This window comes from Candidatus Hydrogenedentota bacterium, from assembly GCA_012523015.1.
GTDB lineage: Bacteria > Hydrogenedentota > Hydrogenedentia > Hydrogenedentales > CAITNO01 > JAAYBJ01.
On the sequence record JAAYJI010000120.1, the window covers coordinates 1 to 8,481 of the forward strand.

An 8,481-nucleotide genomic window follows, 5' to 3' on the forward strand; every position below is an offset into this window, starting at 1 on the left:
GGCCAAGGCTGATACCGTCAGAAGTGAAATACAAAGTGCGATGGATAAAGAGCGATACATAAGACCTAATCTTGTTTCTTCTTACTATAACCCGCGGAAGTTAATCATAGCATATTCGTACTTTCGTCAGCGTTTTCAAATTAAATCGATGAACCGGGCGGAGGGGGTTGCCTCTGATATACAGGATGGACAAGATGGACAAGGTGGACAGGAGTACGCCAAGCTTCTCGCGCACAGCTAATAACGTCGGTACGGGTAAAGAAAACACTTAACTTACAGAACTTCTGCCGAAGTCTTTTTTTAAATGGCTTGCGTTTCGAGTTCGAAGCTACACCGCCATTTTGTTAAACGGAAGAGCCTGGTCTATAATCCTTGCAATTGTAAGACACTGTATACACGGGAAAGGTTTATCTATGACAGAAGAAATGAAAGCAACAAATATTACGTGGCACGACCATGCGATTACGCGCGCTGACCGAGAAAATAAAAACGGTCATGGCGCCGCCGTACTGTGGTTTACCGGCTTGTCTGCCTCAGGCAAATCCTGCATTGCCCAGGCTTTACAAATGTATTTATTCGAACAAGGGTGCCAATCCTATGTGTTGGATGGCGACAATGTACGCCATGGTTTGAACAAAGATTTGGGCTTTTCGCCCGCCGACCGCGAAGAGAATATTCGGCGTATCGGCGAGGTGGCCGCTCTTTTCCTTGATGCGGGATTTATTGTCAGTACCGCTTTCATTTCCCCCTATCAGGCAGACCGTGATTTAGTGCGTCAATTGTGCGGCGACCGTTTTATTGAAATCTTTGTGGACTGCCCGGTTGACGTGTGTGCGCAGCGTGATCCCAAAGGTTTATACCAAAAGGCGAAGGAAGGTAAAATTCCTGAATTTACCGGTATCAGCGCGCCCTATGAAGCGCCGGCAAATCCTGAAATCCTGTTGCAGACCGCAACGCATTCAATCGAAGAATGCGTGACACAAATAACGGCGTATCTGCGCAAAGCCGGAATTCTTAACGCTTAAAACAATCTTGTCTTTTCTTTTATAGCGCTGAGACGCGCAGGCAGACCAATCACTTTCGCGGCTGTTGGTCTCGCTTTATGAGTCCCTCGACAACACCAAAGCTGCCTCACGCTACATCAATAATACTTCATGCAAAAAACCCCCTACGGATCAGATCCGCAGGGGGTCATTTCATACCAGATTAATACTGTTAGAATTCAGGATTAGATTTTGGCGTTAAAGATACCGATCACACCAGCCATACTGGGCAGAACCGGCTGCGTCCCGCCAAGGTCCATGGAGGCTGAATTATCCTGACCGGGCGCCGGCGGTACATAGGGAATCCAATCAACGTGACCGTCCATAAAGAGGACGTTACATCCGCCGGGAACGTGGTTAAAGAGGGCGACGCCGCCGCTATTTCCGAAAAGGTCCATCATGGCAAAGAGCGTGCTTTGCGCCATGGCGGAGGTTTGCGGGTTATTAACGTCGGTGATCATGAAACGCTCATTACCTTCTTTCAGGCGATAGATAACTTCACCGCCGCCATTACCAACGGTCTGGCCACTATATACATAACCATCGCTGGCGCGAACGCGTACATCACCGGTCACAACTTCAAGCACTTTCACCCCGGCATTCGCCGCACTCATTTGATCCATGAGGGTTTTCAAAATACGGTCTAAGCCGGCGCCGAACTGAGGCGAAATCAAACCACCGTCAGGGGTGGGCACATTCAAGGCTTGCGTACCGGCCTCCAGATAATCCATCGTTGTGATCTCTACCGGAGGCAGATAGGGTTTATTTAATAAATCAAACATCCATCCAAAGTAGGCATAACTACGCGTATAGGCCCATTTTCCACTAATTTCTTTCGGCTGATAAAAATCCCAATCGCCATCATCATTTTTCAGATCGGAGATACTGTCTTCCGCGTCAGAGGGGCAAATGAGAATGGAGGGATCGGCATTGTAGTTCGGATACCAAGACGTAAATTGCGGCTGAGCAGCAATATAACCATTAACGTTATCCATTAAGTTACCGCTTGGCCAACCGGGGCGTAGAATATTGGTCAATTGGATGGGCGGGAAATAGTCTTTTTGCTCATCGGCATAAAGCTTAAATATCGTACCCCATTGCTTCAGGTTATTTTGACAAGATTTACGACGAGCTGCCTCGCGGGCACGAGCCAACGCGGGCAACAGGATAGCGGCCAAGATACCGATAATGGCAATCACGACCAACAATTCAATAAGTGTAAAGCCACGACGTTTCATACTAAATTCCTTTCGATACCAGATTAAATTATAAACTCCTATAAAAACAAACACAACATACTCAATCCTTGCTTGACGTGAATACACTCACCTCCTTTCCATTCGCTCCTAAAAATGCATACGATGAAATGTGCCTTATCAATTTTAAGGAAGCGTAAGCTCTTTCAACTTTTACGTTAGAATCACGTCCATACTCAAAAAACACACTTATCAGTACACAACTAGAATAGCACAAAGGGGTTAAAATTGCAACAGATTTATTTAAGAATTATTTTTTTTCAACGGGCAAAAGAAAAACTTTGTGGACAATAAATCTCGGCTTATTGTTGTTTCGAAATGCCTAATAGTAACGCCAAATCGATAAATTGGCCGCCCGTATCTTGCCACGTATGAACGGCAACCGTATTTTCTCCCGTCTTTAAAAGTTCCTTTACTCTTTCACTAAGGTCTATCCTTGCATAGGCATCATTCCATTTTGTCGCAGAAAATAAAACGGAACCATTAAGATATACTGTCGTGTCATTGTCGTAATGAATAATCAATACAGCTTTTTCAAAGGCTTCACCGGCATAGTTAAACGAGCTGCGAAGCCAAATATTGTCGCTCTTCCAAGGCGTGTGAATAGAGGCTTCAAAGCCTTCCTTATGGCCGAACGCGCCTTTACCGTTTTGCCAATCGGTATCTTTAAAATCAGACTGTTCCCATCCCTCCGGAGGCGTGTTTTCGGTATAGCGCCAACAGGCAGCATTTTCCCCATCCGGTTCAGCGCCCACCAACACCTGCCAATCAAAGATTTTTGTAATGGAATCAAGGGGCGGATTCGATTCATAGGCGGCGGCGCGCCTATTGGCATTCCGTATGGGCGTCACATCAAATTTTGAACTGCGATCATAATTATAAATACCATTTTGTTCTTGTTCTATATTAGTAAGCTGTGTATAGCAATAGCCAAACATATAAGCATTGTCGAGCAATACTTGGGTCAATTGCTCATAACGTTTGTAAAAAGCTTCCAGACTTTTAGGCGTGTCGCCGTAGCCCCATGCCTCAGGATTCAAATTCCATCCAATCCCGCCATACTCACTGATGAAGAAGGGAAGAACCGGTATAGACGCAGCAATGTTGTACCGCTTGGGCAGGGGCATCTCAAAACGCTCCGGCGTCCATCGTTCTCTAAAAGTCTCGGGGTTCTGGTCGTAATCATGGGCATCCAGCAGCATAGCTTCGTTATAAGCATGGACATAGCCGCTGGTCTCGAGCACGGGGCGGGTGGGATCCAAGCGCCGGGTCTGTTCCATAACTTTGTTTTGAAGTGGTGCAGCTTCCGGCGTCGTTTCATTAAAGGGACACCACCCGATAATAGAAGGATGATTGAAGTCGCGCTGTACCACTGCTTCCCACTCGTCCATCATAGCCTTTTGTGCAATTTCGTTGGTATGGTCCAAGCCCCAATTCGGATATTCTCCCCAAACCAGATATCCCAATTTATCCGCCCAGTATAAGAAGCGCGGCTCAAAGACTTTCTGATGCAATCGTGCGCCATTGAAGCCCGCCGCCATGGACAACAGAATATCGTTTTTTAATGCATCTTCTGTTGGTGCGGTCCAGATACCGTCGGGATAAAAACCTTGATCCAAAACCAATCGTTGAAAAACAGCTTCCCCGTTGAGCAACAGCGCGCGCCCCTTAATCTCGATCTGACGCATAGCGAAATACGAGTACAGATGATCTACCGTCGTCCCGTCATCGGCTAAGATCAACTCCAGATCGTAAAGAAACGGATCGCTCACTTTCCAAGGCCTAGCTTCGGGAAGGGTGAGTGTGAGATTCGCTTCTTTATCTTGTACCGTTACAGTCGAACGGGCCGCTTCCCGATCCTCCGCCTTAGCGATGGCCGATAAAGACTTGCCTTCGCCGGCATTGCGTAAAATAACCTTCAGATGCAGTTGCTCCTTATCGAGGTCAGCGACAGCCTCGAAACGCTCTATACTATTTTTGCCTACCGCCTCCAGCCAAACACTTTGCCAAATCCCCGTGGTTCGTGTATACAGACATCCGTAACTTTCCGCCCGCTGCGATTGTTTGCCGCAAGCCTGTAATCCGCTCACCGTATCATCAAAGACATGGATAATCGCTACATTTTCACCGGACTGCAAGGCGTCCGTGATATCAACACTCAAAGGCGTACTGCCGCCTTCATGCACTCCCACAGGCCGATCGTTGATATATAAGGTAGATTTCCAATCACCGGCGCCAACATGGAAAAGGATATGTTTGCCTTCCCACGCATTGGGCAAGGTAAAGCTACGTCTATACCACACATTCTTAACAAACCCTGTGCGCCCCAACCCGGACAGTTCACTTTCCCGACAAAAAGGCACGATAATCTGGTCAGGATAAAGGGCGTCTCCAAGATAGAGATCCGTCCCGTCACATTCCGCAAAGTCCCAGCTTCCATTCAGACTGAGCCAGTCGCTCCGTTGCATCTGCGGGTTTGGGAATTCGGGACGCGGCACCTCTTGTGCCGACAAATCGTTCACGAAACCGAGAAGGTAAGACACGATCATGGACAGGAAAAAAAAGACATAACTGAGGGGTTTCTGCATGGGATTCTTTCTAAAGGAGTATTTACATTCGGCTGAATTTAAACACAATCATTGTGATGCTTAGGTATAGCAGCGGGAGCTAATTTTCCACCATTATTTTATATAAGCTCACGCAGAACAGGATTCCCAAAAACGTTATGTTTTACGGCGACACAAGGCATACGTACCGTTGTTTTTTCACACTTTAAATCGCTGCTCGACAGGATCGCCGGCGGCAGCGCCGAGAAAAAGATTAGATGACCTCCAGCGTGGAAGGCGGTTTGGACGCAATATTGTACGTAACACTTACAACGCCCGGCACCTTTTCGGTTATCTCGTTGGCCATGGTGGTCAGCAAATCAAAAGACAAGGGCGTCGGTACCGCGGTACGGGCGTCAACACTTTCCCAACAGCGCACTTCGATTTGCAGCCCGAAATCTCTTTTTCCGCCTCGTGTACCTGTCACCCGATCTTCATGGAGTATGGCCATGTATTGAAAGGCTCCCGAATCTTTTAAGTAGCGCTCCATGATCGCCGTCGCTTTTCGTACGGTGACCAAGCGCTCGGGAGTCACTTCGCCAATAATTCGGGCAGCAAGGCCCGGTCCGGGAAATGGAATACGGCCATAGATTTCAGGAGGAAGACCTAAGGTTTTACCCAGTTCCCGCACGCCGTCTTTGCGAAGCTGGATAAGGGGCTCAAGAATCTTATAACCAAAAGCCTGCTCCGGATCAATACCAAGCTGGGCGAAGACGTTATGCTGCCGTTTCACGCCCGCCACCGTTTCGTCCACATCTGTCAATATGGTTCCCTGTAAAAGGACTTTAGCGCCGCTCTCTTTCACTACTTTGGCAAATACGTCTTTGTAAAAGCATTGGCGGATAACCTCACGCTTTTCTTCCGGATCTGTAACGCCTTTTAACGCATCGTGAAAGATCTGCTGCGCTTGGATAATATCAACCTTCACGCCGAGACCTTGGAAGATCTCGGTCACCCGTTCCGGTTCACCTTCACGCATGATTCCATTGTCAATGATGACGGTACGCAGTTGACTGCCCAGCGCCGCATGCCCGAGCATGGTCACCGTCGCGGAATCGACGCCCCCCGACAAGGTATTAATACAGGTATCCGCTCCCACGGCTTCACGTATTTCATTGACTTTATCTTCTATAAACCGAGTTGTATCCAGATCTTTCACTGTAATTTCTTGTATCATAGAATTATATCCTTCTTTTAGAGCAGGGAAGACCAATAGAAAGTCTCTTGCTTATACAATGTCACGCTTTCAGCCCACACCAAGCATAGTATCATAACCGCCAAGACTTGAAAAAACATCTAAGGGGGCGGCGTCTCTCCCCGACTCAGGTACGAGGATAAGCTATACACTGACGGATCTTCGGACTGAACCTTCAATACTTCTTTCCTCACGGGTATAGGCATTTCCCGTACACACAAGGACTTCCTCTTGTTGCCTTATACCTTAAAATCATTGTAAAGCTCTTTACGCGCGTCAAAGCAAAATAGTGTATCGTGCAACGCAAAGGGTATCCTTATCAATTAAAGAAAAGGATTTGTTATCCTTATCGTATACATATGAACGATGATCATTTCCGGAGCTTTCCCAAAGACATAGGGTTCAATTATGAAAAGAATAGCTTGGTTATCCACCCCCCTTCTGATAATTATTGTGTGTGCTGCCGCCCTTAGCAGCGCAGAAGATCAAGATGCCCTACATCAAACGAAACTGTATCGCGCGCAAGCAGGCTGTCTGGAGATGAGTATAGAACAAGAGGACGGAGGCATACGTCTTGTCAGTCTGATTGATCTTGAGGACGGCACAGAACTTTTAGCGGCGAAGGGAGCAGCCCTTTTTGAACTCGAAATCTATGACAACGAAGACAAGAAATTGCGTGTCAATTCCGAGGAGGGCTGGGCAGAGACAACGGTCAAGGTTTCTGAATCGGGCTTCGTCCTGACCTGGAAAGACCACGTCGCTACAGGACTGATGCCCTTTCAAGTGCTGGTGAAAGCCCTGCCCGATCACGACGCCAAGGCTTGGGAATGGATCCTTGAAACAACGGGGCCTATTGAGCGGATCCGACTCGAAGATGTGGTCTTTCCCCAAATTACCTTAAACAGCACCGCCGCTGATGGAGGCGTGCTCTACCCCGATGGGCCGGGAGCCCTCCTCGAAAATCTGTGGTCAGAGAATCGGCAAAAGTGGCAGCGCTATGGCGGCGGTTGGGCGAGCATGCAATTCATGGCGGCCTTTTCATCGGCCGATCAAAAACGTCTTTTCCCCGGTTTTTATTATGCTATGCACGATCCTCTGGGCTCGACGAAAGAGATTGTTATGAAAACGGACGCCGCTGCCCACACCGTCACACTCTTTTTTGAACATCCCATTCCCACCGAAGTGCCGGCGACCAACGATTTCACGCTGCCCGGTAAAGCCGTGTGGGGGCTTTTAGAAGGAGATTGGTTTGATGCTGCACAACGCTATAAAGGATGGGTAAAAAAAGAGGCCCGTTGGCAGCCGTCTCCGGAGCAGGAAGGCCGCAGCGATACCCCCTTGTGGATGCGCGAATTATGCGTATGGGCGCAAATGAGCGGCGACCCCGACCAAGTCGTCTCAAAAGTAAAAGACTTTGCCGCATTCTTGGACATTCCAATAGGATTTCATTGGTACAATTGGCACCAAATTCCCTTCGATAATGACTATCCCCACTATTTCCCGGCGAAGGAAGGTTTTGCCGAAGCGGTACGGGACTTGCAGACATCCAATATATTTGTGATGCCGTATATCAACGTCCGCTTTTGGGATACATGAGACCTAGGCAACGAAGACGCGACCTTCACCGACATCGCCTTGCCCGCAGCCGCCAAAGACAGGGATGGCAGTCCCATTACAGAAACCTACCGCAGCGAAGAAAGTGACGGCTCAGCCGTTAAGCTTGCGGTCATGTGCCCTTTCACATCGCTGTGGCAAGAGAAAGTAAAAGAGATTGTGCTCAAACTACAGCGTGACTACGGTGTGAAAGGGGTGTATATCGATCAGGTCGCGGCAGCAACTCCCGTCCTATGTATGGATCCCACGCACAAGCATCCCTTGGCCGGAGGCGCATGGTGGAATCAGGGCTACTGGGATTTGTTCGATGACCTGCGCGCGAAAATGGATCCGGATTGTATGATTACCACCGAGTGCAACGGTGAACCTTTCGTCAATCGTTTCGACGGCTATCTCACATGGCACTGGCAAACAGACGGACAACTGCCTGTGTTTCCCGCAGTCTACGGCGGCGCCATCCAGATCTTTGGACGCAGCTTCGGCGGAGGCGATACGGCCAATCTCGCGCTGCGCATGCGACTTGGCCAACAACTCGTCTTTGGAGAACAATTGGGCTGGCTCCCCCCTGCTGTTGCCATGGCTCCCGAAAATGGCGCTTTCTTCAAACAACTCGCGCAACTGCGTTGGGTCTTGCGCCGTTACTTCTACGCCGGTGAAATGCTGCGCCCCCCCAAACTGCAAGAAGGCGTCCCTTGGATCAAAGCAGACTGGCAATGGAACGGCGAAGCTTGGGTGACGACGAGCGCCATATTGACAGGCGCCTGGAC

At 48.8% G+C, this 8,481-nt stretch carries 6 protein-coding genes; 3 read left to right on the forward strand and 3 right to left on the reverse strand.

Features of this window, described 5'->3' with window-relative positions; all coding sequences use genetic code 11:
* Positions 1–413: 413 nt before the first annotated feature.
* Positions 414–1,025 carry an adenylyl-sulfate kinase gene (gene cysC / locus GX117_05215; protein NLO32743.1) on the forward strand — a complete coding sequence of 204 codons (612 nt, stop codon included), beginning with the start codon at positions 414–416 and terminating at the stop codon, positions 1,023–1,025.
* A 203-nt stretch (positions 1,026–1,228) separates the two neighbouring features.
* On the opposite strand, the gene GX117_05220 is transcribed toward cysC, so the two are convergent.
* The 3 genes from GX117_05220 to GX117_05230 all read right to left on the reverse strand — a co-directional run bounded on the left by GX117_05220 (position 1,229) and on the right by GX117_05230 (position 6,082).
* A complete protein-coding gene (locus tag GX117_05220) occupies positions 1,229–2,281 on the reverse strand; it encodes a DUF1559 domain-containing protein (protein NLO32744.1) in 1,053 nt (350 codons plus the stop codon).
* A gap of 320 nt (positions 2,282–2,601) precedes the next feature.
* The gene (locus tag GX117_05225) at positions 2,602–4,887 is read right to left on the reverse strand and encodes a beta-galactosidase (GenBank protein NLO32745.1); all 2,286 of its coding nucleotides are present in this window, start codon (positions 4,885–4,887) and stop codon (positions 2,602–2,604) included.
* Between the two features lie 232 nt (positions 4,888–5,119).
* Entirely contained in the window at positions 5,120–6,082 is a 963-nt protein-coding gene (locus GX117_05230) for an ExsB family transcriptional regulator (GenBank protein ID NLO32746.1), read from the reverse strand.
* Between the two features lie 426 nt (positions 6,083–6,508).
* On the opposite strand from GX117_05230, the gene GX117_05235 reads away from it, so the two are divergent.
* The gene (locus GX117_05235) at positions 6,509–7,696 is read left to right on the forward strand and encodes a hypothetical protein (GenBank protein ID NLO32747.1); all 1,188 of its coding nucleotides are present in this window, start codon (positions 6,509–6,511) and stop codon (positions 7,694–7,696) included.
* A gap of 39 nt (positions 7,697–7,735) precedes the next feature.
* A partial coding sequence (locus GX117_05240; protein NLO32748.1) for a hypothetical protein occupies positions 7,736–8,481 on the forward strand: 746 nt, incomplete at its 3' end.